At 45.0% G+C, this 25,047-nt stretch carries 27 protein-coding genes; 23 read left to right on the top strand and 4 right to left on the bottom strand.

Annotation, left to right across the window (positions count from 1 at the left end; translation table 11 throughout):
* The first annotated feature begins 146 nt into the window (after window positions 1-146).
* The 17 genes from BUQ89_RS12240 to BUQ89_RS12320 all read left to right on the top strand — a co-directional run bounded on the left by BUQ89_RS12240 (window position 147) and on the right by BUQ89_RS12320 (window position 13,422).
* Window positions 147-1,334: a class I SAM-dependent methyltransferase gene (locus tag BUQ89_RS12240; RefSeq protein ID WP_028461376.1), complete on the top strand. Its 1,188-nt coding sequence runs from the start codon at window positions 147-149 to the stop codon at window positions 1,332-1,334.
* A 315-nt stretch (window positions 1,335-1,649) separates the two neighbouring features.
* The gene (locus BUQ89_RS12245) at window positions 1,650-2,096 is read left to right on the top strand and encodes a universal stress protein (protein WP_028461377.1); all 447 of its coding nucleotides are present in this window, start codon (window positions 1,650-1,652) and stop codon (window positions 2,094-2,096) included.
* A 263-nt stretch (window positions 2,097-2,359) separates the two neighbouring features.
* Complete coding sequence (gene hisC / locus BUQ89_RS12250; protein WP_245813015.1) at window positions 2,360-3,445, top strand: histidinol-phosphate transaminase; 1,086 nt, start codon at window positions 2,360-2,362, stop codon at window positions 3,443-3,445.
* Between the two features lie 45 nt (window positions 3,446-3,490).
* Window positions 3,491-4,078, top strand: coding sequence for an imidazoleglycerol-phosphate dehydratase HisB (hisB, locus tag BUQ89_RS12255; protein WP_028461379.1), 588 nt, complete (start codon window positions 3,491-3,493; stop codon window positions 4,076-4,078).
* 25 nt (window positions 4,079-4,103) lie between these two features.
* Window positions 4,104-4,754, top strand: coding sequence for an imidazole glycerol phosphate synthase subunit HisH (gene hisH / locus BUQ89_RS12260; RefSeq protein ID WP_028461380.1), 651 nt, complete (start codon window positions 4,104-4,106; stop codon window positions 4,752-4,754).
* 75 nt (window positions 4,755-4,829) lie between these two features.
* Window positions 4,830-5,570, top strand: coding sequence for a 1-(5-phosphoribosyl)-5-[(5-phosphoribosylamino)methylideneamino]imidazole-4-carboxamide isomerase (gene hisA / locus BUQ89_RS12265; RefSeq protein WP_028461381.1), 741 nt, complete (start codon window positions 4,830-4,832; stop codon window positions 5,568-5,570).
* An 88-nt stretch (window positions 5,571-5,658) separates the two neighbouring features.
* A complete protein-coding gene (gene hisF / locus BUQ89_RS12270) occupies window positions 5,659-6,432 on the top strand; it encodes an imidazole glycerol phosphate synthase subunit HisF (protein WP_028461382.1) in 774 nt (257 codons plus the stop codon).
* 49 nt (window positions 6,433-6,481) lie between these two features.
* Window positions 6,482-6,871, top strand: coding sequence for a phosphoribosyl-AMP cyclohydrolase (hisI, locus tag BUQ89_RS12275; RefSeq protein WP_028461383.1), 390 nt, complete (start codon window positions 6,482-6,484; stop codon window positions 6,869-6,871).
* Entirely contained in the window at window positions 6,868-7,194 is a 327-nt protein-coding gene (locus tag BUQ89_RS12280) for a phosphoribosyl-ATP diphosphatase (protein ID WP_028461384.1), read from the top strand. Before hisI ends, BUQ89_RS12280 begins: the two co-directional genes overlap by 4 nt.
* A gap of 4 nt (window positions 7,195-7,198) precedes the next feature.
* On the top strand, window positions 7,199-7,549 hold the full coding sequence (locus BUQ89_RS12285; RefSeq protein ID WP_028461385.1) for a histidine triad nucleotide-binding protein: 351 nt from the start codon (window positions 7,199-7,201) through the stop codon (window positions 7,547-7,549).
* Between the two features lie 30 nt (window positions 7,550-7,579).
* Entirely contained in the window at window positions 7,580-7,807 is a 228-nt protein-coding gene (gene tatA, locus BUQ89_RS12290; RefSeq protein WP_028461386.1) for a Sec-independent protein translocase subunit TatA, read from the top strand.
* Between the two features lie 84 nt (window positions 7,808-7,891).
* On the top strand, window positions 7,892-8,293 hold the full coding sequence (gene tatB, locus BUQ89_RS12295) for a Sec-independent protein translocase protein TatB (protein ID WP_051537572.1): 402 nt from the start codon (window positions 7,892-7,894) through the stop codon (window positions 8,291-8,293).
* Between the two features lie 68 nt (window positions 8,294-8,361).
* Window positions 8,362-9,177 carry a twin-arginine translocase subunit TatC gene (tatC, locus tag BUQ89_RS12300; protein ID WP_036572948.1) on the top strand — a complete coding sequence of 272 codons (816 nt, stop codon included), beginning with the start codon at window positions 8,362-8,364 and terminating at the stop codon, window positions 9,175-9,177.
* A 486-nt stretch (window positions 9,178-9,663) separates the two neighbouring features.
* Entirely contained in the window at window positions 9,664-10,287 is a 624-nt protein-coding gene (locus BUQ89_RS12305; RefSeq protein ID WP_051537573.1) for a hypothetical protein, read from the top strand.
* 179 nt (window positions 10,288-10,466) lie between these two features.
* The gene (locus BUQ89_RS12310; RefSeq protein ID WP_028461387.1) at window positions 10,467-12,869 is read left to right on the top strand and encodes a heavy metal translocating P-type ATPase; all 2,403 of its coding nucleotides are present in this window, start codon (window positions 10,467-10,469) and stop codon (window positions 12,867-12,869) included.
* Between the two features lie 45 nt (window positions 12,870-12,914).
* Window positions 12,915-13,130, top strand: coding sequence for a heavy-metal-associated domain-containing protein (locus tag BUQ89_RS12315; protein WP_028461388.1), 216 nt, complete (start codon window positions 12,915-12,917; stop codon window positions 13,128-13,130).
* Window positions 13,131-13,143: 13 nt separating this feature from the next.
* A complete protein-coding gene (locus BUQ89_RS12320; RefSeq protein ID WP_028461389.1) occupies window positions 13,144-13,422 on the top strand; it encodes a metal-sensitive transcriptional regulator in 279 nt (92 codons plus the stop codon).
* Between the two features lie 73 nt (window positions 13,423-13,495).
* On the opposite strand, the gene gatB is transcribed toward BUQ89_RS12320, so the two are convergent.
* From gatB to gatC, 3 genes are read right to left on the bottom strand one after another with little or no spacing between them, the layout of a single operon-like run.
* Window positions 13,496-14,935 (bottom strand): Asp-tRNA(Asn)/Glu-tRNA(Gln) amidotransferase subunit GatB, encoded by a 1,440-nt coding sequence (gene gatB / locus BUQ89_RS12325; protein WP_028461390.1) that lies wholly within the window; start codon window positions 14,933-14,935, stop codon window positions 13,496-13,498.
* A 41-nt stretch (window positions 14,936-14,976) separates the two neighbouring features.
* A complete protein-coding gene (gene gatA / locus BUQ89_RS12330) occupies window positions 14,977-16,425 on the bottom strand; it encodes an Asp-tRNA(Asn)/Glu-tRNA(Gln) amidotransferase subunit GatA (RefSeq protein WP_028461391.1) in 1,449 nt (482 codons plus the stop codon).
* A gap of 54 nt (window positions 16,426-16,479) precedes the next feature.
* Entirely contained in the window at window positions 16,480-16,767 is a 288-nt protein-coding gene (gene gatC, locus BUQ89_RS12335) for an Asp-tRNA(Asn)/Glu-tRNA(Gln) amidotransferase subunit GatC (RefSeq protein WP_028461392.1), read from the bottom strand.
* Window positions 16,768-16,904: 137 nt separating this feature from the next.
* Between gatC and BUQ89_RS12340 the strand changes: the two genes are divergently transcribed.
* The 6 genes from BUQ89_RS12340 to BUQ89_RS12365 all read left to right on the top strand — a co-directional run bounded on the left by BUQ89_RS12340 (window position 16,905) and on the right by BUQ89_RS12365 (window position 23,436).
* A complete protein-coding gene (locus tag BUQ89_RS12340) occupies window positions 16,905-17,963 on the top strand; it encodes a rod shape-determining protein (RefSeq protein ID WP_028461393.1) in 1,059 nt (352 codons plus the stop codon).
* Window positions 17,964-18,042: 79 nt separating this feature from the next.
* The gene (gene mreC, locus BUQ89_RS12345) at window positions 18,043-18,933 is read left to right on the top strand and encodes a rod shape-determining protein MreC (RefSeq protein WP_036572950.1); all 891 of its coding nucleotides are present in this window, start codon (window positions 18,043-18,045) and stop codon (window positions 18,931-18,933) included.
* A complete protein-coding gene (mreD, locus tag BUQ89_RS12350; RefSeq protein WP_245813016.1) occupies window positions 18,899-19,468 on the top strand; it encodes a rod shape-determining protein MreD in 570 nt (189 codons plus the stop codon). The genes mreC and mreD overlap by 35 nt, the downstream gene beginning before the upstream one ends.
* Window positions 19,465-21,378 carry a penicillin-binding protein 2 gene (gene mrdA / locus BUQ89_RS12355; protein ID WP_028461395.1) on the top strand — a complete coding sequence of 638 codons (1,914 nt, stop codon included), beginning with the start codon at window positions 19,465-19,467 and terminating at the stop codon, window positions 21,376-21,378. The genes mreD and mrdA overlap by 4 nt, the downstream gene beginning before the upstream one ends.
* A 34-nt stretch (window positions 21,379-21,412) precedes the next feature.
* Window positions 21,413-22,513 (top strand): rod shape-determining protein RodA, encoded by a 1,101-nt coding sequence (rodA, locus tag BUQ89_RS12360; RefSeq protein ID WP_028461396.1) that lies wholly within the window; start codon window positions 21,413-21,415, stop codon window positions 22,511-22,513.
* A complete protein-coding gene (locus tag BUQ89_RS12365) occupies window positions 22,510-23,436 on the top strand; it encodes a septal ring lytic transglycosylase RlpA family protein (RefSeq protein ID WP_028461397.1) in 927 nt (308 codons plus the stop codon). The genes rodA and BUQ89_RS12365 overlap by 4 nt, the downstream gene beginning before the upstream one ends.
* Before the next feature lie 374 nt (window positions 23,437-23,810).
* On the opposite strand, the gene BUQ89_RS12370 is transcribed toward BUQ89_RS12365, so the two are convergent.
* The gene (locus tag BUQ89_RS12370; RefSeq protein ID WP_074202620.1) at window positions 23,811-25,043 is read right to left on the bottom strand and encodes an RNA-guided endonuclease InsQ/TnpB family protein; all 1,233 of its coding nucleotides are present in this window, start codon (window positions 25,041-25,043) and stop codon (window positions 23,811-23,813) included.
* Window positions 25,044-25,047 lie beyond the last annotated feature (4 nt).

A 25,047-nucleotide genomic window follows, 5' to 3' on the forward strand; every position in this document is an offset into this window, starting at 1 on the left:
CCTTAAAAGTATTGTTACACTATTGCGCTGCCTATCCCATTCACATCCCATTGCAATGTAGCCGGATTGGCTGAATGCACCAGACACGCGATAACTGACTTATTCCATTCAACCCAGAAATTTACCATAAAGATACTCAAGCACCGATGCCTTCACGCACGACATTACCGACACCCAATGAAGCTGCTCTCCAGCACAGCCATGCAGCACAACAAGCCATTCAAGCCGAGATCCGCGCCGCAGATCATTGGATTTCCTTTGCACATTATATGGAACACGCGCTCTATGCCCCCGGCCTGGGTTACTACAGCGGCGGCACAACCAAGTTCGGGAGTGCGGGTGACTTTGTCACTGCGCCTGAGATTTCTTCTCTATTTGGCCGCGCTCTGGCACAACAGGCACAGCAAATACTGAGGCTGATCGAGCAAGCGGCTATTCTGGAATTTGGCGCCGGTTCTGGCAAGCTGGCACTGGATTTATTGCTTGAATTGGAAAAACAGGGATGCTTGCCAGAAAAATATTTTATTCTTGAAGTCAGCGCTGAATTACGCCAGCGACAACGGGCTTTGTTTAACGACCAGGCACCTCATCTTGTTTCGCGGCTACACTGGCTTGAACAACTACCCTCCACATTCGATGGCCTGATACTGGCCAATGAGGTACTCGATGCCATGCCGGTGCATCTGGTCACATGGCGGGATAATCAACTGTTCGAGCGCGGCGTCGCTTGTCAAAATGAAACATTTACCTGGCAGGAACGTCCGCTACTAAAGGGCACATTATTTGAGATCGCCAGCAAATTAACTCTCCAAGTTAACCGGAATGGCAACCAGAATCAGCCTTACACCAGTGAAATCAACCTGGCCGTGAGACCTTTCATCCACAGCCTGGCAGACATGTTGCGGCAAGGTGCCATCATTCTGATCGATTATGGTTTCGGAAATAACGAGTATTATCACCCTCAACGCAATCAGGGAACGCTCATGTGCCATTATCGTCATCATGCGCACGATGATCCATTTTACTTACCGGGATTGCAGGACATCACCAGCCACGTCGATTTCAGCGCGGTCGTAGAAGCCATCCCCCATACCGGGCTGGAATTCCTGGGATATACGACTCAGGCCCACTTTCTGATCAATTGTGGCATCACAGAAATACTGGCACAGACTTCAGCCGAAGATATTCACGCCTACCTGCCGCAGGCAAATCAATTGCAAAAACTGGTCAGTCCTGCCGAAATGGGCGAATTATTCAAAGTCATCGCCATGGGCAAGCATATTGACCAATCATTAATCGGTTTTCGCAGTGGAGATAAAAGCCATTTATTGTAAAGACCGCTGCATAACTGGTTATCTCGGACTGGGCAAGGTTTTTAAGTGTTTGATTCATCAATACTGCAAGTAATCAGAAAAACTCAAAAATATAGTTATGCAGCGGTCTTTTGTAAGAAAACAATCGACGCATTCATATTGACCATATCCAGAGAATACATTATCGTTATTCTCAAGTAGTTAAAACACTGCGATATGAATATTCACAACAACAAAAAAAGTGAGACCGCGCACATTAAAAGGTAGCAACAAATAGCAACGAGTCAATCACCTGCGACGTATCATTGTAGACAATCGAATTTAAAGGGAGATTTTATGTACTTTAAAAATGTTTTGGTGACTACTGATTTCTCAGATGTATCGTTTGCTGCTTTTGCATACGCGGCAAATATGGAGCACAGCCACATTACCATATTGAATGTTATGCAGGATTGGAATGCACCTCCGCTATTATTGGAGCAACTTCCAGACCCCGATACGCTGACAAAATACCGAGAAGATATTTTCAAACAAACCAAGGCCAAGTTGGATCTGATTGCTCAGGAACATTTTCATAACCTGAAGACCCACACCGAAGCCATTCCCGGCACGGACGATCCCGCAGCAGCGATCTGTCAATTCGCGAATGAAAACGATATTAATGCGATCTTGATAGCCGGCCATGGCCGAGGATCACTGGGCAACCTATTTATCGGCAGTACGGTACAAAAAATACTACAGGCCGCCAGATGCCCTGTGATCGTTGTCCCCAAGGCTCGGTAGATTTCTCGGCACATTGTGTTATTCACCTTTAAAGAACAGCCTGCCGTCCGCGCGCCATGCCATCGTACCTATCTTCCCGGGGTGGTGAAGGAATCCTGCTAACTATATACACTGCGAGAGCCTTGTAAAATCTCAATAGTTGAAAAATTAACTCTTTATAATCAAGAGCAGAAAACTTCTGGCGAGGGATTTTGCAAAGATCTCTGAAAAATAAAGTACGGCAAGTTTCATTTTTAAATCTGTGTTGAGTTAAAATGGGCGATATGCCTAATTCTTACACCCCAGATCAGATTATTCGTCCGGAAATTCTTGCACTCTCGGCCTATCATGTTTCACCTGCAACAGGCATGATAAAACTGGATGCGATGGAAAACCCGTACACATTGCCCGCCGTACTGCGCGATGAGATTGCGCAATTGGCAGCCGAGGCGCCCGTCAATCGTTATCCCGATGCCAGCGCTGCTTCGCTGATTGCCACTTTGCGGGAAGCACTGGCTATTCCACCTGACATGGCAGTATTACTCGGCAATGGTTCAGATGAGGTCATTCAGATTATCGCCATGGCAATGGCCAGACCGGGTGCCGTATTAATGAGTGTTGAGCCCGCATTTGTTATGTTTCGCATGATCGCTACTTTTGCTCGCATTGATTATGTCGGGGTGCCGCTCAACAGTGATTTTTCACTGAACCTCGATGCCATGCTGGCAGCGATCGAAAAACATCAACCCGCAGTCATTTTTCTCGCCTATCCCAATAATCCAACAGGCAACTTGTTTGATGCCAAAATGATTTCTCGTATTATTGAAGCGACTCCCGGTCTGGTCGTTGTGGATGAGGCCTATCATGTCTTTGCTGACAAAAGCTTAATGGGAGAACTCGCACGACACCCAAACTTATTATTAATGCGTACGCTTTCCAAAGTGGGACTGGCGGGTTTAAGGCTCGGACTATTAATTGGCCGGTCTGAATGGCTGGTACAGATGGAAAAGCTGCGTTTGCCCTATAATGTGGGCATAATGACCCAATTAATTGCAAAAGCGGTATTGCGCCACCCTGATATACTATTGCAACAAGCCACGGCAATTAAAACCGAACGGGCAGAAATGAACAGGCGCTTGAGTGCATTGGCGGGTATTCAGGTTTTTCATTCGGATGCTAATTTTATTTTATTTCGTATCAACGAAGCCAATCAGGTTTTTCAGGCACTCAAACAGCGTGGAATATTAATCAAGAACCTGAATGGAACACACCCCTTATTAAAAGATTGCTTACGTGTGACAATCGGAACACCGGATGAAAATACACAATTTTGTACCGCTTTACACGCCATAATCGACAGATCAGCTTAACTATTTATTTATCAATCGCTTCTTTTAATCAAAGATATTAATTTTATGCGACAGGCACACATTACGCGTCATACACTGGAAACCCAAATCAGTGTCAATTTAAACCTGGATGGAACAGGCCAGGCCATACTGGAAACCGGCATTCCCTTTTTGGATCATATGCTCGATCAGATAGCACGCCATGGCATGCTGGATATTGAAGTTACTGCCAAAGGGGATTTGCATATCGATGCACACCATACGGTCGAAGATATCGGCATTACGTTGGGACAGGCCTTCAAACAGGCAGTAGGTGATAAAAAAGGTTTACGCCGCTATGGCCATGCTTATGTGCCACTGGATGAGGCATTATCAAGAGTCGTCATTGATTTATCCGGACGCCCTGGGCTCGAGCTTAAAATCGATTTTGTGCGTGCCCGTATTGGTGAATTTGATGTAGATTTGGTGAATGAATTCTTTCAGGGTTTTGTCAATCATGCTTGGGTTACCCTGCATATTGATAACCTCACCGGTAAAAATGCGCATCACCAGGCAGAAACGGTATTCAAGGCATTTGGTCGGGCACTCCGCATGGCAATAGAGCTTGATCCTGGTGCAGCGGACATCATACCGTCTACCAAGGGATCTTTATAAGCATTCTTGTTTTGATATTCTACGTATGACTGATATTGCAATTGTTGATTATGGAATGGGCAATTTACGCTCAGTATTGAAAGCCCTGGAGCATGCAGCCCCGACCGCTTCCATTGTAGTTACGAGTGACCCATCCATCGTACACCAGGCGAAACGCGTCATTGTACCCGGTCAGGGTGCCATGCCAAACTGCATGCGTGAATTAGATGCACGCGGGCTACACCAGGTCGTATTAGAAGCGGCTGCCAACAAACCCTTCCTCGGAATATGCATTGGCTTACAAATGCTCTTTGAGGAAAGTGAAGAAGGCCATGTCAGCTGTTTAAATATTTTACCGGGCAAAGTGGTTCATTTCCCAATTGAAGCCATGACAACAACCGATGGTCAAAAGCTTAAGGTACCCCATATGGGCTGGAACCAGGTACATCAAACGATGGCGCACCCCCTGTGGGAAGGAATCGCCGATAATACCCGATTTTATTTTGTACACAGCTATCACGTTGAAACAAGTCATCTAAAATCGATCGCTGCAAGTAGTAATTATCCTTTCCCATTTACTTGTGCTGTCGCACAGGATAATATTTTTGCTGTTCAGTTTCATCCGGAAAAGAGTCATGCATCCGGTTTAAGATTATTAAGCAATTTTGCGCAATGGACACCCAACTTCAAAAACTAACTGTTTATTTAAATTAACAAAAATGACCTTATTTATATCATCTGTCCATTATCAATCACCGATTCTAATTAAGCTATGCTGATTATTCCCGCAATAGATCTCAAAGATGGACACTGTGTCCGGCTTAAGCAAGGCATCATGGATGATGCCACGATCTTTTCTGAAGATCCTGACAAAATGGCAGCACACTGGCTAAACCAGGGTGCACGACGACTCCATTTGGTTGATCTGAACGGTGCATTTGCCGGCAAACCACAAAACAAGTCATCTATTCTAAAAATTATTCAAACCATCGATAACAAAATTCCCATTCAACTGGGCGGTGGTATCCGTGATTTAGAAACTATCGAGCGTTATCTGGATAATGGCATTACTTATGTCATCATTGGTACTGCTGCAATAAAAATACCCGGATTCCTCCACGATGCCTGCAATGCCTTTCCCGGCCATATTATGGTTGGACTCGATGCAAAGGATGGCAAGGTTGCGGTCGATGGCTGGTCCAAGGTAACAGGCCATGATGTCATCGATCTGGCTAAGAAATTTGAAGGATATGGTGTTGAAGCTGTTATCTACACTGATATCGGGCGAGATGGTATGCTCAGTGGCGTGAATATCAAGGCAACCGTTGCATTGGCCAGAGAACTCACCATTCCTGTTATCGCCAGCGGTGGAATTACCAATCTGGATGATGTCAGCACACTCTGCGAAATCGAACAAGAAGGTATCATGGGTGCGATAACCGGGCGGGCTATTTATGAAGGCTCGCTGGACTTCAAAGAAGCACAGATATTAGCCGACAAACGGGCTCAATAGTATGCGATATAAAAGATCCGTTTTATTCACATTGACACTGTGCTCTTCATGCAATCAGATCACATCACAATAACAACACTCTAATCTTATGGGCCTCGCTAAACGTATTATTCCATGCCTGGATGTCACCAACGGACGCGTCGTTAAAGGCGTTAATTTTGTTGAGCTTCGAGATACCGGTGATCCTGTCGAAATAGCCCGCCGATATGACGAACAAGGTGCCGATGAACTGACTTTTCTGGATATCACTGCCAGCTCTGATGATCGGGATCTGATTCTACATATTATTGAAGATGTTGCCGCTCAGATTTTCATTCCATTAACAGTCGGAGGTGGTGTCCGTCAGGTAGCCGATGTCCGCCGGTTACTAAACGCGGGAGCCGACAAAGTCGGCATCAATACCGCTGCCGTACTCAATCCGCAACTGGTAGCGGATGCAGCAGATCATTATGGTGCACAATGTATTGTAGTTGCTATAGATGCCAAACAAGTCCATCATCAACATAACCCACCCCGCTGGGAAGTTTTTACACATGGCGGACGGAAAGCAACCGGCATCGATGCCATTGAGTGGGCGAAAAAAATGCAAACACTGGGGGCGGGCGAGCTGCTTCTGACCAGCATGGATAGAGACGGCACTCGTAACGGCTTCGATCTGGCACTCACCCGGGCCATTTCCGATGCAGTGGATATACCCGTTATTGCCAGTGGCGGCGTTGGCAATCTGGATCATTTGGTCGATGGCATTCTGCAGGGTCATGCAGATGCCGTGTTAGCAGCCAGTATATTTCATTATGGAGAATATACCGTACAGCAGGCAAAACAATACATGGCACAGCATGATATTGAGGTACGACAATGATAATAGAACAAAACATTCAATCTTAACAACCCTACTCAAGTCTTAAATTATGTCTACGCATTGGCTCAGCAAAATCAATTGGTCTGAAGATGGACTCGTGCCCGTAATCACTCAAGAAGCGGGCAGTGGCAAAATATTAATGTTTGCCTGGATGAATCGTGAAGCCATTAAACTGACTGTCGAAATGGGCCAGGCAATCTATTGGTCCCGTACTCGGAAAAAACTCTGGCACAAAGGAGAAGAATCGGGCCATGTTCAGAAAATAAAAGAGATTTATCTGGATTGTGACGAGGATGTATTATTACTGACGGTGGAACAAGTCGGGGGTATTGCCTGTCACACGGGAAGATACAGTTGTTTTTTTAACAAACTTGAGAATGATCAATGGATGATTATTGCGCCAGTACTCAAGGATCCCAAAAGCATCTACAACAAATGATAGATGCGACTATTTTCCATCGTTTGGCGGAAACAATCGAGACACGAAAACAGGCGGATCCTGCCAGTTCGTATGTAGCGAAGCTATTGCACGAGGGGCAAGATAAGATACTCAGAAAAATAGCGGAAGAATCTGCAGAGACCCTGCTGGCATCAAAGGATGGCGATGCTCAACACGTCATACGCGAAATAGCCGACTTATGGTTTCATTGCCTGGTATTGCTTGCTCATCATGAAGTAAGTCCTGATGATGTGCTGAAAGAGCTACAAAAACGTGAAGGTATTTCGGGAATCGATGAAAAAGCATCGCGGAAAATAGGATAAATTAATGGATAGTTGTATATTCTGCAAAATTATTCAGGGTGAAATCCCGGCCAAAAAGCTATATGAGGATGAAGATGTGCTTGCTTTCAATGACATTCATCCAGCAGCACCGGTCCATATTTTATTGATACCAAAATTGCATATTGCTGCATTAACTGAGGTCGATGATATTCATCAGCGCCTATTAGGTAAGATGCTATTATTAACACCTCAACTGGCAAGCAAGCAGGGCTGCACAGATGGCTTCCGCACCATCATTAATACTGGACGCGTCGGTGGTCAGGAAGTTTTCCATCTGCATTTTCATATTATCGGAGGTAAGGAGCGCCTGCCTGTAATGATTCATCACGGTTAGGTTAAGCTGTTTCATGTTAAGGAGTAAGTGATGGGCACATTCAGTATTTGGCATTGGCTGGTTGTTCTGGCGATTGTGATTCTCGTATTCGGCACCAAAAAACTGCGTAACCTCGGAGGTGATTTAGGCAGTGCCGTAAAAGGCTTCAAAGAAGGAATCAAAGAATCAGAAACCGAGAACACATCGCCCCCGCCCTCACAAATTAACGGGCAGCCCATAGAAGGCGAAATTAAGGAAAAAACACACACCAAAGTTTGATACCCGCGGTGACAGTCCTCCCCACAATCAGGCACATCACAATCTGGCCAGCTGTTATAGTGATACTATTTATACTACAATCCAATGTTTGATATCAGTTTTACAGAAATACTGATCATCTCAATTGTTGCATTGATCGTTATCGGTCCAGAACGACTCCCTAAAGTTGCTCGTACACTTGGACATTTACTGGGGCGTGTCCGACGTTACGTTGGCAACGTAAGAAATGATATTCAAAGCGAGATAAAACTGGAGGAATTAAAAAACCTGCATGCATCCATGCAGGAAACAGCACAGACACTTGAAAATTCAATGCGACAGGAAATGGACCAACTAAAATCAGCCGTTGAAGCTGCTGATCAAGAAACCCAGGTTACAGCATCGCCACCTACCACCGATGTGAAAGCTGGCATGACTGAGCAGCAACCGACATTGGAAACAGATGCATCAAAGAAACATGATACCCTTGAAAAGGAAAACAAATAATCCTCAAATAGGCCTTTTCTAATCAATCCAGATGCCCGTTAAACACACAATCCATTTTCTTCCTCTTTATGAGCATTGAAGGCACCTTTGTTTCACATCTGGTGGAATTACGCGCCAGAATAATACGTATAATCAGCGGGCTCATGATCGGGTTCTTGCCTTGTGCTTTCTATGCACGAGAACTATATACCCTACTCGCCCAGCCTCTTTTGGAGAAGCTGCCGCAGGGCGGACAAATGATTGCGACCGATGTCGCCACACCCTTTTTTGTACCGATGAAAGTAGCCATGATGGTGGCTTTTCTGATTACGTTACCCCATACACTCTATCAGGTCTGGGCTTTTGTTGCACCCGGACTTTATTCCCATGAAAAACGGCTAGCCCTGCCCCTCGTTGTTGCGAGTAGCCTGCTGTTCTTTTTTGGAATGGCATTTGCTTATCTTGCTGCGCTGCCGCTGGTATTCGAGTTTATTACCTACTTTGCACCAGAAGGGGTTGCGGTCATGACGGATATCGATAAATACCTCAATTTCGTTTTATCTATGTTTCTTGCTTTTGGCATTACTTTTGAAGTACCGGTATTTGTCGTGGTACTCGCTAGAACCGGCATCATCACAATCAAGAAGCTAAAAGAGATACGTCATTATGTTCTGGTCGGGGCATTTGTCATTGGCGCAATTTTCACACCGCCTGACGTTATTTCGCAGTTTATGCTGGCTGTTCCCCTTTACCTGCTTTATGAGCTGGGCATCTTTATCACTGTTTTTTTAATGAAAGAGCATAAAAAAACAACGCAATCCAATCAAGTGGCACAATCTCAAGAAAATCAGCATAGGAAACCGGAGAAAACTGATCCTAAAGAGGAAAAAAGTATGGATTCATGAACTTTCTGTAAAAAAAAGAACACTTTGACATCCTCCCCTTCCTAAACGAAGGGGATTCCTAGCGACTTATTAAGCCGTTAAGAGTAGGTTTGTATTGCTACTGCCTACTGGTTCCTGCTTCTTAGACGAAACTAACGTTTCAACTCCACAGGCTAACAAGCGATGTCCTCGCTCAAGTACATTCAAGGCACCTACCAAGTCGGCATTGGCTTTAAATCGACATTCTGTACATTCAAAAGCACTAAGACTGCTGCATAACTGTGTTTTTAAGCTGTTCTGATTACTTGTAGCATTGATAAATCAAACACTTAAAAATCTTGCCCAACCCGAGATAATCAGTTATGCAGCGGTCTTGCACTTTGGATTTTGCGATTGTCACGACTAATATGACTAAAGGGATCTCAACTCATCATCATAAGAAACATTCTATGAACATGTAATTTCTGCCGATTATTATATTGAGATCTAATTAAAAGGCGATCAACCATGTCAAATAGCCGTGAACAAACAAGTTCTACAGCAAGCAGATTTTTCCTGCCAACCATGCATCAAATTTATATTACCGCCGGATTGATCATTCTGATCTGGAGCTTATCTTCGAATCATGCGCTTGCTCAATCCAGATCACTCAGTAGCAAGATGACACATACCACAGTTGAAAGCAATACACAGCCACTCGCCATTCTCGAGAGATACGATACAATCGCCATACCGATACCCATGCCCAAGCCTGATCCAGACATGTCCGTTCGGGCTATTCATCGGATTGGTACCGCATTCAAAGCCAGGAGTAGCATCAGTATCAAAAGTACCGATGCCGGCATCATTCCTCGGCACTATCCAACATCAGGATGTACTACTCACTGTGGCAGCATTGATTTTATAACGCAAGGTACAGGTCTGAATGCCATCGCGGCAGGCGTTATCGGTGGCACCATCGCCCGAAAAATCGGCAGACCGGATTCACATCCGCATACTACAAATTATTATGATGCCGACGTTATCATGCGGGATAGTACACAAACCACCATTGCATTGCCAGACAGCCCGGATTTTCGAAGGGGAGACAGGGTAAAGCGAATTGATAATATGTTCGCACCTGATTATTAATTATCTTGTGCCATATCCCCAGATTGATATCTGTCTCAATTTTATTATCAACTTACAACTTCTCCATTCGGACGGCCACATTATATCGATTCACAAAAGCCTTTAAAGCGCATAAAAGATGATTGACATATACCCTATGGGGGTATAAATTAACTCTATTGCTTATTAAGGAGGCAGCCATGAATTCCCAGGTTCTCAAGCAAATTGAATTACCCATTGAAGGCATGACCTGTGCTGCCTGCGCCATCCGCATTGAGAAGAATCTGAATAAACTACCCAGTGTTCAGGCTGCCGTCAATTTCGCGAATGAAAGAGCACGCGTCCATTATGACGATACACAAATCGAAAGCGATCAATTAGTCAATGCAATCGAAAAAGCCGGCTTTCACATTACGCCTCAGTCTATACAACTGCAAATTGGCAAAATGACCTGCGCCGCTTGTGGAGGGCAGATTGAAAAAGTGCTGCAACAATTACCCGGCGTCAAAACTGCAACCGTCAACGTAGCAACAGAGATTGCGACGATCCACTTTATACCCGGGTTGATTACGGTCGATCATTTAATCAATGCCGTTATGCAAACAGGCTATGATGCCAGTCCAATCAGCGAGACCAGCCGCTCTGAGGAAAAAAATCGGCGCCTGGCTGCCTATCATGCAGAACGCCGCATGTTCTGGATTTCTGCTGCCCTCACTTTGCCATTAGTCCTGCAAATGGGCGCAATGTTCTCTGGTAACGGGATGGATATGGATGTTCTGCCGCGGTGGGTGCAATGGCTATTGGCCACACCCGTTCAATTCTGGATCGGCCGACGCTTCTATATTGGTGGATGGCATGCTCTGCGTGGTGGCGGTGCTAATATGGATGTACTGGTTGCGCTAGGCACCAGCATGGCTTATTTCTTCAGTGCAGTGGTCACATTGTTTGCACTGAATCAGCATGTTTATTTTGAAGCAAGTGCCGCCATTATTACGCTCGTTCTGCTTGGAAAATTAATGGAGGCACGCGCCAAAGGTAAAACATCCGAAGCAATTGAGGCATTGATCAGGCTACAGCCTAAAACCGCTAGAATAGAACGAGATGGGGAGATACTTGAGGTACCTGCCAGCAGCTTACAAGTAAACGATCTCTTTATTGTGCGTCCGGGTGAGAATCTACCGGTGGATGGCGTTGTTATCGAAGGCATGTCCAGCGTCAATGAATCCATGCTGACAGGTGAGAGCTTACCCGTCAGCAAGCAAGCGGGCGCAGCTGTTTACGCGGCTACCCTCAATCAACAAGGCCTGCTCAAATGCCGCGCAACCAGCGTAGGTGCAGATACTCAACTGGCAGCTATTATTCATCTGGTAGAAGAAGCACAAGGTTCCAAAGCACCCATTCAGCGTATGGCCGATTCTATCTCAGGCATTTTTGTACCCATAGTGGTCGCAATCAGCATTTTAACCCTGGGCATGACATGGTGGCTGGTCGGTAATTTTGTTCCGGCATTGATCAATGCGGTCGCGGTTCTCGTCATTGCCTGCCCCTGTGCGCTGGGATTAGCCACGCCGACAGCCATTATGGTGGGAACAGGGCGCGGCGCACAAATAGGTGTGCTGGTTAAAAATGCCGCTGCGCTGGAACACGCCGAAAAAATACAAGTTGTCATTGTCGACAAGACTGGCACTCTCACGGAGGGTAAACCGGAAGTCACCGATATCGTTCCCGCCGAATCAGTCACTACACACGATTTGTTACAAATTGCAGCCAACCTGGAACAAGGGTCTGAACATCCACTGGCCAGAGCAGTCCTTGAAAGCGCTCGCAAAATGACGATCTCACCACAGTCAATTCACGATTTTTCTGCCATAGCAGGCAGGGGTGTTACTGCGCGTATGCAGGATTCCGAATACTTGCTGGGCTCTCCCAGGTTTCTGTCAGAACGGAATATCAACATGGACCATAAACAAATCGCGCTCCTTCAGGCTGAAGGCAAAACGGTTATTGGCGTGGCAATCATTTCTGATAGCAGATCTGAGATACTGGGGTATCTGGCAATAGCTGATCGTTTACGGGATACATCCATACAGGCTGTAAAAAAATTGCAATCCATGGGCATTGAGGTAGTGATGCTGACCGGCGATAATGCGGCGACTGCGGACGCCATTGCCAAACGGACAGGCATCACCACTTATCGTGCAGAGGTGTTGCCTGAAGATAAAGCGTCTGAGGTCATGAGAATGAAGGCCAACGGTAAATTCACCGGAATGGTAGGTGATGGTATCAACGATGCACCTGCATTGGCTGCCGCTGATGTCAGTTTTGCCATTGGCGCCGGTTCTGATGTCGCCATTGAAGCGGCCGACATCACGCTGATACGCAATGACCTGATGAGCGTGGCAGATGCTATTTCCCTCTCTCGTGCCACATTGAGTAAAATCCGCCAGAACTTATTCTTTGCCTTTGTCTATAACACCCTGGGCATTCCATTGGCGGCCGTGGGTTTGCTCAATCCAGTCATAGCAGGTGCAGCCATGGCCATGAGTTCAGTATCCGTCGTCAGTAATTCACTATTATTAAAACGATGGCAAGCAAATCGCTAAAATATTTTTTCAATTAAAATCTATCTAGTTAAAGGATCATACCCAATGATACAAACAACCCTCATTAAAATAGGCGGCATGACCTGTATGGGCTGTGTCAAAAGCATACAAACTATACTCGACGGAACGTCAGGTATAAATCAAGTCGAAATTTCACTGGATCAAGCACTCGCCACAATCCAACATGACCCAGCAATAGTCGACGTAGATCAACTTAAAGCAATTATTGAAGATACCGGTTTTGAAATCATCAACGAATAAAGAGTTACATCGCATGCCTGATATCGTTACACAACCGAATAAAGAAACACTGATTAAACGTCTTAACCGTATCGAGGGGCAAGTCCGTGGCGTCACCAAAATGATTACAGAAGATCGTTATTGTGTCGATGTGCTCAATCAGATTTCTGCACTACAATCTGCGTTAGATGCTGTTGCCATGCAGTTACTGGAGAATCATACGCATGGTTGTATGCAAACAGCAATTAAATCAGGCAATGGGGACGCCGCAATCGCTGAAATGATGGCAATAATCAGAAAATTTGCTCGATAACGATAATATTGCTCACAATACAACGCATATTATAATTAATTATTCAATCGCTGAAATATTCGATATTTCCCTTTTATTCTGCCAATTTCTTTTTTAGAATCATGCTGACTTGCGCAGGATTCGCTTTTCCTTTGGTTGCCTTCATGACTTGCCCAACGAGCGAATTGAAGGCTTTCTCTTTCCCACTACGATAATCCATTACTTGCTGTAGATTAGCTATTAAAACTGCATCCACACACCCTTCAATCTCGCTGTCACCCAAAATCTGCTTCAAGCCTTTTGCTTCGATAATTGCGTCGGCATGCCCCCCCTCCTCACCATTCCACATGCAATCAAATACACTTTTGGCCGCTTTTCCTGAAATGGTGCCATCACTGATACGCAGCAGCAATGCGGCAAGTTGTGTCGGATTAATCGGGCAAGCCGTTATCTCAACGCCATCCCGATTTTGCCGAGCACTGATCTCGCCCATAATCCAGTTAGCGCAGAGTTTGGCTTGTGCCGGTAACAGTTTTACCGTACTTTCAAAAAAGTCCGCCATTTCTCGGGTTGCAGTCAGTAGCGTTGCATCATATATAGAAAGACAAAATTCTGTTACATAGCGATTACGTCGAGCCTCTGGTAATTCCGGTAGCGTTGCCTCTATTTCACGAATCCAGGCTGTGGATATTTCAAGTGGCAGCAAATCTGGATCAGGAAAATAGCGATAATCATTAGCATCTTCTTTACTGCGCATGGTACGTGTTTCGTTTTTATGCGAATCATAGAGTCGCGTTTCCTGACGTATGCTTCCACCTTCCTCCAGAATCTCGATTTGTCGCCTGGCTTCATAATCAATCGCCTTCTCAAGAAAACGGAATGAGTTAAGATTCTTAATCTCACAACGTGTACCCAGTTTATCCGAACCGTGCGGGCGCACTGATACATTAGCATCGCATCGGAATGATCCTTCCTGCATATTGCCATCACAAATCCCGATCCAGCGTACCAATGCGTGCAATGTTTTGGCATAGACAACAGCCTCCGCGCTGCCACGGATATCGGGTTCTGAAACAATCTCTAACAGTGGCGTACCTGCCCGATTCAGATCAATTCCACTCATGCCATGAAAATCTTCATGCAATGACTTGCCGGCATCTTCTTCCAAATGTGCCCGAGTCAGGCGTATTACTCTCTCAGTTTCACCCACTTGAATCTTGACATGGCCACCACTGACGATCGGTAACTCAAATTGACTGATCTGATAGCCTTTAGGTAAGTCGGGATAAAAATAGTTTTTGCGCGCAAAAATTGAAGGCGAATTAATCTTTGCCCCCACCGCGAGCGCAAATTTAATTGCGCGTTCGACGGCGCCACGATTCAGTACTGGCAGAACACCCGGCAACGCCAAATCCACCGCACAAGCCTGGCTATTGGGGATCGCTCCATATGCCGTCGAAGCACTTGAAAAAATTTTTGATTGTGTCGAAAGTTGCGTATGCACTTCAAGACCAATGACAATTTCCCACTGCATGGTTTATTTTCCGAACAAGATTATATTAAGAGATTCAGAACTTAAGCCGGCATGCGCAGATGCCAGTCCGTCGTCTGCTGATATTGGTGCGCCACATTCAACATTTGCGCTTCATTAAAATAATTGCCAATAATATGCAAACCAACGGGTCTATTTTTGCTACCAAAACCGACCGGGATAGACATGCCCGGCAATCCGGCCAGATTCACCCCACTGGTATAGATATCCGATAAATACATTTGTATCGGATCGCTGCTTCGCTCGCCTAGATCGAAAGCAACCGTGGGTGAAGTCGGCCCCATGATAACGTCACATACTTTAAATGCCTCACTGAAGTCCTGCGCAATCAGACGACGAAGTTTCTGCGCTTTGATGTAATAAGCATCATAGTAGCCATGAGATAAAACATAAGTTCCAACTAGAATCCGCCGCTTAACCTCTGTGCCAAAACCTTCGGCACGGCTTTTCCGGTACATATCACCCAGATCGCGATAGGATTTAGTCCTGTAACCGTAACGTACCCCATCAAAGCGGGATAGATTACTCGATGCTTCGGCAGGCGCCAATACATAATAAACAGGAATAGCGAGACGAGAATTGGGCAGTGATATCTCAACGGTTTCTGCTCCCTGTCTGCGATATTCTTCAAGGGCCTCTTCCACCGCGCACTCAACATCGCGACTCATTCCTTTTGCGAAATATTCTTTGGGTAGACCAATACGCAAGCCTGCCAGTGGTTTTTCCAAATGACGCGCATAATCTTCTGATTCGCGCTGCAAACTGGTTGAGTCACGCGCATCAAAACCAACCATGACATTTAGCAACATCGCCAGATCTTCTGCTGATTTAGCCATTGGCCCGCCTTGATCCAGGCTGGATGCAAATGCGATCATCCCGTAGCGCGATACCAATCCATACGTAGGTTTGATTCCTGAAATACCGCATAATGCTGCAGGCTGACGAATCGATCCCCCTGTATCCGTTCCCGTAGCGGCAGGCGTCATACGAGCAGCCACCGCACAGGCTGCGCCACCTGAACTTCCGCCGGGAACCGCCAAAACATCCCATGGATTTCTGACTGGTCCATAAAATGAAGTCTCGTTACTCGACCCCATGGCAAATTCATCCATATTGGTCTTGCCGATATTAACCGCCCCGATCTGATTAAAACGCTCAATGACACCTGCATCATAGGGCGAGATAAAATTTGATAACATTTTAGATCCGCAGGTCGTCAGCCATCCTTTGGCACAAAAAATATCTTTCTGAGCAATAGGAATACCGGTTAACGGACTCGCCTGACCCGATGCAATCATCCCGTCAGCTATTCTCGCCTGGGCAAGACTGACTTCTTCGTTTATCGTAATGAACGCATTGTATTCAGGATTCAGCGTTTTGACACGCTTGAGAAATTCCCCTGTCAGTTCAGCGCTCGATATTTTTTTTTCTTTAAGCTGCGTGGAAAGTTGCTTAAGACTGGCATTAAACATGATATTTGTTAATCAAGAAGCGTAAAATAATAAATAGGAGGTAATGAGGGCGCATCATTCAATAACTTTTGGCACTAGATAAAGTTCCGCTTCGACTTGAGGCGCTATCGATTGAAATAGCTCATGTTGGTCTGATTCGGTAACCACATCATCGCGTAGTCGCTGTGCAACGTCTTGTGCATGTGACATGGGTTCAACAGTGGACGTATCGACCAGCTGCATTTCTTCGATAAGATTAAAGATATTCGATAGCTGAACCAAAGCAGCCTTTGTCTCATCTTCATTAACTTCAATATGAGCAAGATCAGCAATACGTTTTACATCGTTAATAGATAAAGTCATCGCAGCCAAGAACCTTATATTCAAAGAAGTATTAGGGTATCATGACATGTTTCACTGGCGCATTATTTTTTGATGTGTTTTTACTAAATTATGCGTTCACGTCATGATGATTACTAACAAATCTTGCCACCATCACTATGTTTAACTTTATGAACAGTAATATTCTGGGGGGTTATTTCTCAACAGACATGGCTATTGATCTAGGGACAGCGAATACATTAATTTATGTCCGTGGCCAGGGCGTTGTACTCGACGAACCCTCAGTGGTAGCAATTCGCCAGGAAAATGGATCCAGTGGAAAGAAAATGATTCAGCAGGTTGGATTAGCTGCCAAACAGATGCTGGGCCGAACGCCTGGCAATATCACCGCGATTCGCCCAATGAAGGACGGGGTTATTGCTGATTTCACTGTCACTGAACAGATGCTCAAGATGTTCATTAGAAAAGTAAATCCGCCACGCCTGTTTTCCGCCAATCCACGGATTGTCATTTGTGTGCCTTATGGTTCCACTCAAGTAGAGCGCCGGGCTATCCGTGAAGCCGCCTATGGTGCTGGTGCTCGTAAAGTGGAACTGATTGAGGAGCCTATGGCTGCCGCGCTCGGTGCTGATCTGCCAGTTGAATCACCCACTGGTTCGATGGTTGTGGATATTGGTGGCGGCACAACAGAAGTCGGGGTCATTTCCCTGGGAGGCATTGTTTACTCAAATTCGGTACGGGTCGGCGGTGACAAATTTGATGAAGCGATCATTAATTATATTCGTCGTAACTATGGCATGCTGATTGGCGAAGTCACTGCTGAATTTATTAAGGAAGAGATTGGCTCTGCCTTTCCAGGATCCGAAGTACGTGAAATTGAAGTAAAGGGACGTAACCTGGCCGAAGGCATTCCACGTAGTTTCACAATTTCCAGCAATGAAATCCTGGAAGCGCTAACCGAACCACTGAACAGCATTGTGAGTGCGGTCAAATCCGCGCTGGAACACACACCGCCGGAGCTGGGCTCAGACATCGCCGAAACAGGCATGGTCATGACGGGTGGTGGCGCCCTGTTACGCGACATTGACCGTCTCCTAATGGAAGAAACCGGCCTTTCCGTCATTATTGCAGAAGATCCACTTTCATGCGTGGCACGCGGCGCGGGTATTGCGCTAGAAAACATGGATCGTTCAATTGGTATATTTGCCAACGACTAGGTTAGCTCGTAAATATACAATTATTTGTCTTCTCATACCATATGCGCAACCCAACCGGAATTTTAAAATACTGGATGTAATGGAAACAACGCCACCGTTTTTCAGGCATGGTCCAGGCCCACTTGCGCGGCTACTATTTTTTGTATTACTGTCATTCTTACTCATGGCTGAGGATATTCGTTTTCAATATTTTCCTAAGCTACGTCAGACTATCGCCGTGATCATCTATCCATTACAAAAATTAGCGCATACACCGATAACGATTTATGACCAGGTAAGTGAATTTCTTTCCAATTTTCACTTAATTGATGAAAATATTTATCTCAGGCAACGCTATCTGGCCGATCAGAAGCAACTGCTCCAATTGAGAGCATTGGAAGCTGAAAATATGCAATTACGCAAACTGCTCGGTGCAGTCGAACGGATTAAAACAAAAACCGAGACCGAAGCCGTTATGGCAGAAATCCTGTATGCGCCACGCGATCCTTTTAATCGTAGAATTACACTTAACAAGGGTAGTCAGCACAATGTTCAACCCGGCCAGGTCGTTGTCGATAATCGAGGCGTCGTCGGACAAATTACACAAGTTTATTTATGGACATCTGAAGTCACATTGATTACCGACAAGGATCATTCTGTCCCTGTACAGGCGATACGTAATGGTTTGCGTTCAGTCATCTCTGGCGCAGGCAAAAATGATGAATTAGAGCTGCGTTACTTATCGATTAATACTGATATTCAGCAAGATGACTTACTGGTCACTTCTGGAATTGGTGGCGTTTATCCCTCTGGCTTACCTGTAGCGATCGTATCCAGTATTGAACGCGATCCTGCCTATGCCTTTGCACGCATTGTCTGTTCACCGGTTGCGGGTGTCGATCGAAATCGACAGGTATTGATACTATCCTTATTGTCACCTATGCCGGAGAACCAAATTGAAACACCCAGAATCGGATCCAAGAACAATTGATGGCAGGAAGAAGATAAATTCACCGAAATATCTTGAACAAGAAATCCTGTTACCTGCCAAAGGCGGATATGTCTTCCTGAGTCTGATTGCTGCTTTGATACTCAATTTATTACCTCTACAAGATATTGTACTGCTACTTCGTCCTGATTTTGTAGCAATCACCTTACTCTATTGGGGTATTAATCAACCACAACGCATGAGTATGAGTCAGGCATTTTGTATCGGTCTATTAATGGATGTCGGCAATACAACTCTATTAGGTCAACATGCACTCGCATACTGCATCATCGTTTATTTCGCCGCAGTCTTCCATCGGCGCCTGCGTATTTTCAATTTGCTACAACAGGCACCTCAAGTTGGATTCATACTATTTGTCATGCAGATGATCATTTTCCTAATCGGATTATTAAGTGGTAGCTTTTTCCCGGGCTGGTACTTTTTCTTGGCCAGCGGTACCGGAGCATTATTATGGGCACCCATTTCTTTTTTATTAACAAGGCCACTGAGACTAAAATCTGATCCTAATGCATTATGAAACATAAGGTAGAGATTCGTAATCACCCACTCGAACTACATCATTTCCGCGTACGCCTTGCAATCGCTGCCAGTTTTGTATTGCTATTATTTTTATTACTCTTTACCCGATTCTTTTATTTACAGGTTGCACAGCGAGAGCATTATCATACACTCGCAGAAGCTAACCGCATTTCCATCTCTCCGCTCATTCCTAATCGTGGTTTAATTTTTGATCGTAACGGCGAAGTATTAGCACAAAATTATTCGGCCTATACGCTGGAAATTATTCCAAGCAAGGTTCCCAATCTAGAATCCACATTGGATGAATTGGCTACAGTCGTCGACATCACACCCAAAGATCGCCAACGATTCAAGAAATTAATGCGGGAAAGTAAACGATTTAAAAGCTTACCTATTCGTAATCGTTTAACAGATGTAGAAGTGGCTCGTTTTGCTGCTAATCACTATCGCTTTCCTGGCATTGAAATCAGAGCCCGCGTACTGCGCCAATATCCACACAAAGACATTATTTCTCATGTAGTTGGTTATATCAGCCGCATTAATGATAAAGACCTGGAGAAGCTGGAGGCCAGTAAGGAATTAGATAATTACCGTGGTTCTCATCATATTGGGAAAATTGGGATTGAACAGAGCTATGAAAAAGCACTGCATGGCGTTACCGGTTTTGAAGGGATTGAAACCGATGCAGCAGGTCGTTCAGTACGCGTGTTATCACGAACTTCGCCGATACCCGGTAGTAATCTCATACTATCATTGGATATTGGGTTGCAGGAAGTAGCCGATAAGGCCTTCGGAAATCGGCGTGGTGCCTTGGTCGCAATGGATCCGACTAACGGAGAAATTCTTGCTTTTGTAAGTAAGCCCGGTTTTGATGCCAATCTCTTTATTGGTGGTATTGATCAGGAAAACTGGGACTTACTTAATAATTCCATTGATCGACCACTGAATAATCGCGCCTTACGGGGCGTGTATCCACCCGGATCCACCTTTAAACCCTTCATGGCGCTAGCGGCGCTGGAGCTCAATAAAAGAACGCCCGAATACATGATCAATGATATCGGCTATTTTACCCTCCCTGGCGTAGATAGACGCTATCGTGACTGGAAAGTCGGTGGACATGGCCGGGTTGACCTCCGCAAGTCATTGGTTGTTTCATGCGATACATATTATTACAGTCTTGCCAATGATCTGGGAATAAACAATATATACAATTTTGTTAGCCAATTTGGGCTGGGGAAAAAAACTGGGATTGATATCCAGGGTGAAGCTGCCGGGCTGCTTCCCTCACCTGAATGGAAAATGAATCGTCATAATAAAAAATGGTATACGGGCGATACTATTTCTGTCGGAATCGGTCAGGGATATAATCTATCGACACCACTACAGCTTGCTTTCGCTACCATGATTATCGCTAACAAGGGGAAAGCTTTTCTTCCACATATGGTCAAGCAGATACAAAACAGCCAAACCGGAGCCACAGAAACCATACCCAAGCGACTATTATATTCACTTGATCTAAAACCGGAAAACATAGACCTCGTGCACAATGCATTAGTGGATGTTACTCGTCCGGGAGGCACTGCAGCTGGCGTGGGCACCAATGCCAGCTATTCTTTTGCAGGCAAAACAGGCACCTCACAAGTTATCGGCACCAAACAGGGAGAACGCTACAATGAAAAACTGGTACAGGAACGCCATCGTGACCATGCGCTGTTTATTGCCTATGCACCTGCAGAGAATCCCAGAATCGTACTGTCCGTTTTAGTAGAAAATGGGGGACATGGCGGCGCAACCGCTGCCCCTATTGCACGACAGGTTATGGATTATTTCTTATTAGGAAAATTACCTGAGTCCGCTGTTGCAAGCAATGTTAAGCCTATCAAGGCTCACTTGCATGAACACCCTTAGCACAAACAATTCGTAAACGATAAAACATAGCCCCATGATTGAGTTTAAGCAATTCTGGTATTATCTCACCCGTTATATTGATGGTTTTCTTATCGCAGGCATCCTCCTGTTAATGTTCGTAGGCTTAACGACACTGTATAGTGCAACCGGTGCAAATCTGGGCAAGGTGTGCAATCAGGCCATCAACATGCTGATAGCCCTCGTTATTATGTGGCTAATTGCTAATATTCCATTACAACAGATCATGCGCCTTGCATTACCCATATATTTTCTGGGCATGGTCTTACTCATTGGTGTCGCATTATTTGGTGAGATTAACAATGGTGCGCGACGCTGGCTTGATATCGGTGTGACACGTATTCAGCCCTCTGAATTAATGAAAATCGCTGTCCCTCTTATGATGGCATGGTATTTCGATAAACACGAAATAACCTTACGCTTCAGGGATTATGTAGGCGCAACATTATTATTATTGCTGCCTGTCGCATTGATTCTGCGACAACCCGACTTGGGTACCGCACTATTGATTGCGGTCAGTGGCTTTTACGTATTATTTCTAGCCGGATTATCCTCGCGTGTTATTCTCGGATCATTGATTACTGGCCTATGTAGCATGCCATTACTCTGGTCATTCATGCATGACTATCAACGACGACGCATTACAACGCTACTTGATCCATCACAAGACGCGCTGGGTGCTGGTTATCACACTATTCAATCGACCATCGCCATCGGTTCTGGCGGCATTGTCGGTAAAGGCTGGCAAAATGGCACACAGACCCAGCTTGATTTCTTACCTGAACAAAGTACCGATTTTATTTTTGCAGTCTTCTCTGAAGAATTCGGATTAGTCGGAAATGTGCTATTGTTATTATTGTATCTGGCTATTATCGGGCGCTGTCTCGTTATTACCGCAAATGCCTCAACCCAATTCACACGCCTGATTGCAGGCTCGATTACACTTACTTTCTTTACCTATATCTTTGTAAATATGGGGATGGTCAGCGGTATTCTGCCAGTAGTAGGCGTACCCCTGCCATTAATCAGTTATGGTGGCACATCGATAGTGACAATGCTATTGGGTTTTGGTATTTTGATGAGCATAAAAACTCATCCCAAGCTGGTGAAAACATGACAACCAAAAAATTACACAATTTCTCGACTGTTATGCTTCCATTCTATACATCATTCATCAGTGCACTGGTTCTGATTACGCTTATTGGATGCAGCAGCACCTCTCAATATACTGGGTCACAGAAAAAATTCTCCACGACCGCTTCGCCATCCATTTTTCTCAACAAGAAGAAAGGTGGTGGCTATTATCTGGATGATGGCCCAGATGATCATCCCCCGCATAATTTGGAAGCAATTCCAAATGCCATTCCCAAGGTCGAACCCTTGCGCAAAGCCAATATGAAACCTTATACAGCGCTCGGGAATAATTATAAACCCATGACCACACTAAGCACTTACAAAGAGCGCGGAATGGCTTCATGGTATGGCCGTCGTTATCATGGCAATCAAACCGCGTCAGGTGAGGTCTACGATATGTATGCGATGACTGCTGCTCATCCTACTTTACCTATCCCCAGCTATGCTCATGTGACAAACATAAAAAATGGAAAGTCCATTATCGTACGCATTAATGATCGCGGCCCCTTTCTCTCCGATCGACTGATTGATCTTTCTTATACTGCTGCCTACAAGTTAGATGTACTGGCCTATGGCAGTGCTCCGGTAGAAGTAGAAAGTATTATTCCCGGAACTTATTCAACCTCACGAACCAGATTACGATCAAATACATCACCTTCATCCATGCCTCATGCAAATCCGATTTATCTGCAGTTGGGCGCATTTGGCTCTGCAAGTAATGCAAACGACCTCTCTTCACAAATACAAACAAAGCTCCCATGGCTGGCCAATACGCTTGGCATCATTAGAAAAAATGGCCTGTTTAAAGTCAAGATTGGTCCCTATTCTAATCAAATGCTGGCACAACAAGCTGCTGATTCAATCACACGACAACTGGCTATCAAACCCATACTGATCATTGACTAGCGTGCCTAAACACAAACAAAACTCACATCATTTCCAGGTCGGCTAGCCAAACGATCAAAACATGCCCCGTTATTTTCAATTTTATTTTACGTCGCTACGCTGTTTCCTTGTTATTCTCCATTGCAACCTGGGGTTTCGACTTCGTTCTTACAGAACGCGTTGAATGCAGCGATCTTGTTGAAAGAATAACAAAGCGGAATAATTCGGGATCTATGCCCACAGCATCAGTTATTTTCGGTTTGCAGGCCGAGATCTCCTGGAAACTTTGATGAAGAGGTATATGGATATATTCGTTGCTTCTCATACATAGCGTAGTGACAGGCACATATTTGACATCCTCCCCTTCCTAAACGAAGGGGATTCCTAGCGACTTATTAAGCCGTTAAGAGTAGGTTTGTATTGCTACTGCCTACTGGTTCCTGCTTCTTAGACGAAACTAACGTTTCAACTCCACAGGCTAACAAGCGATGTCCTCGCTCAAGTACATTCAAGGCACCTACCAAGTCGGCATTGGCTTTAAATCCACATTCTGTACATTCAAAAGCACTTTGGCTTTTGCGATTGTCACGACTAACATGTTGACATCCAGGGCAGGTTTGAGAGGTGTATTGAGGGTTTACCTTCAATACATCCCCGCCTGAACAAGCCTGTTTATACTCCAAGAACGAAACGAACATTCCCCATCCTTGGTCAAGAATGGATTTGTTTAGACCCGATTTCGCTTTGACGTTTTTACCATGCTTTTCAACACTGCCCTTGGCACTCTTAGACATGTTTTCTATCTTTAAATTCTCAACTACGACCATTGCGTGATTTTTGCTGATTTCGGTTGAGGTTTTGTGTAAGAAGTCTAAACGAGCATTGGCAATACGCTCATGCAGTCGGGTAATGATTTGTTTCTGCTTTTTCCAGTTAGCAGAGAAACCGACTTTTTTAGACAGCTTACGCTGTTCAAAAGCCAGTTTCTTTGATAACTTTCTGAAACTGTTTAAAGGTTCTACGTATGAGCCGTCTGACAAGGTTGCAAAGCGGGTAACGCCCATATCAACACCAATCATACTGGTTGAGCTATGACGCTTTAGCTCGGTCTCGTACTCAGTCTGAATCGACACGTACCAATAACCGCCTTTACGGGAAATCGTCATATTTTTAACGTCACCAATGACTTGGCGTGAATTACGATATTTCACCCAACCGATTTTAGGCAAGAACACTTTGCTAGACTCTTGCTCCAGCTTAAATCCTTGTGGATAACGAAAGCTGTCACTCAAACCTTTTTTCTTGAATTTTGGAATCCGTTTTAAAGGCTGTTTCTTATCAAAACCGTCTTTGAACGCTTTTTCTAAGTTTTTTAAGGCTTGTTGCAATGGTTGAGAATGAACGGTTTTTAGAAATCCATAATCTTCTGAGGATTTCCATAGCTTTAGCCAAAATGACAACTCGTTGTACCAAAGCAATGGCTGTTTCTGCTCTAATCTGAACAGATTCATTGCTAAGGCTTTATTCCAAACAAACCGATTAGCACCCGCAAACTCAACCATCTTCTGTACTTGGTCAGAATTTGGATTGAGTCGAGATTTAAAGGCTTTGCGTATAATCTGCTTCATGGTT

Origin of the sequence: Nitrosomonas cryotolerans ATCC 49181 (genome assembly GCF_900143275.1) — a bacterium.
In the GTDB taxonomy this organism is placed as follows: Bacteria; Pseudomonadota; Gammaproteobacteria; order Burkholderiales; family Nitrosomonadaceae; genus Nitrosomonas; species Nitrosomonas cryotolerans.